Origin of the sequence: Campylobacter sp. 2018MI34, assembly GCF_016598975.1 — a bacterium.
Classification (GTDB): Bacteria; Campylobacterota; Campylobacteria; order Campylobacterales; family Campylobacteraceae; genus Campylobacter_D.
Map to the genome: position 1 here is coordinate 1 of NZ_JAENKS010000066.1, position 628 is coordinate 628.

A 628-nucleotide genomic window follows, 5' to 3' on the forward strand; every position below is an offset into this window, starting at 1 on the left:
TTGCCCCTTGTGAAATAAAATTAAAGTTATTTTGTGTTACGTTTAAACTATTTTGAGTGATATTTTTAAATAAAATCTCTTCATAAAATGGTGTTAATCTGGCATAGTGCCACCAAAGATGAGCATTATAACTTACTGGATTTTGCCAAGGCTTAAGATAGCCAGAAAAATGTAAAAATTTAGCTTCTTTTAAAGATTTTAAATATTGTTTTAAAATATCTTTTGAAAAATTATCTAAATTTGCTCTATCAAATACCATAATATGGTTTTCAACATTCCAAGATAAATCAATATAATACACTTTTTCTTCTGCAACTTTATTTAAAATATCTTGATCTACATATATTGGTTTTTTTATTTTACTAAGAGTAATTAAACATTTTTCCATTAAATTAAACTCTAAACATTTTTGTATATTAAAAATACAAAAACCGCTTTGAAAATAATTTTCTATTTTTTTAAGAGCTAAATCATTTTTTAAATAATTAATAAATTTTTTATTCCACTCTTCATCTTTTAAAAAATATGTTCTTTGAATTTCTATATCTAACACAACGCCTAGCAAATTATTTTCTAAATTTATTTTATAACATTTAGCTATATCTTCTAAAAAAATAGCATCACAATC

At 22.0% G+C, this 628-nt stretch carries 1 protein-coding gene; it reads right to left on the reverse strand.

What is annotated here, in order from left to right; all coding sequences use genetic code 11:
• Window positions 1-628: glycosyltransferase (locus JG676_RS07740; RefSeq protein WP_200217863.1), on the reverse strand; the 628-nt coding region annotated here is incomplete at both ends.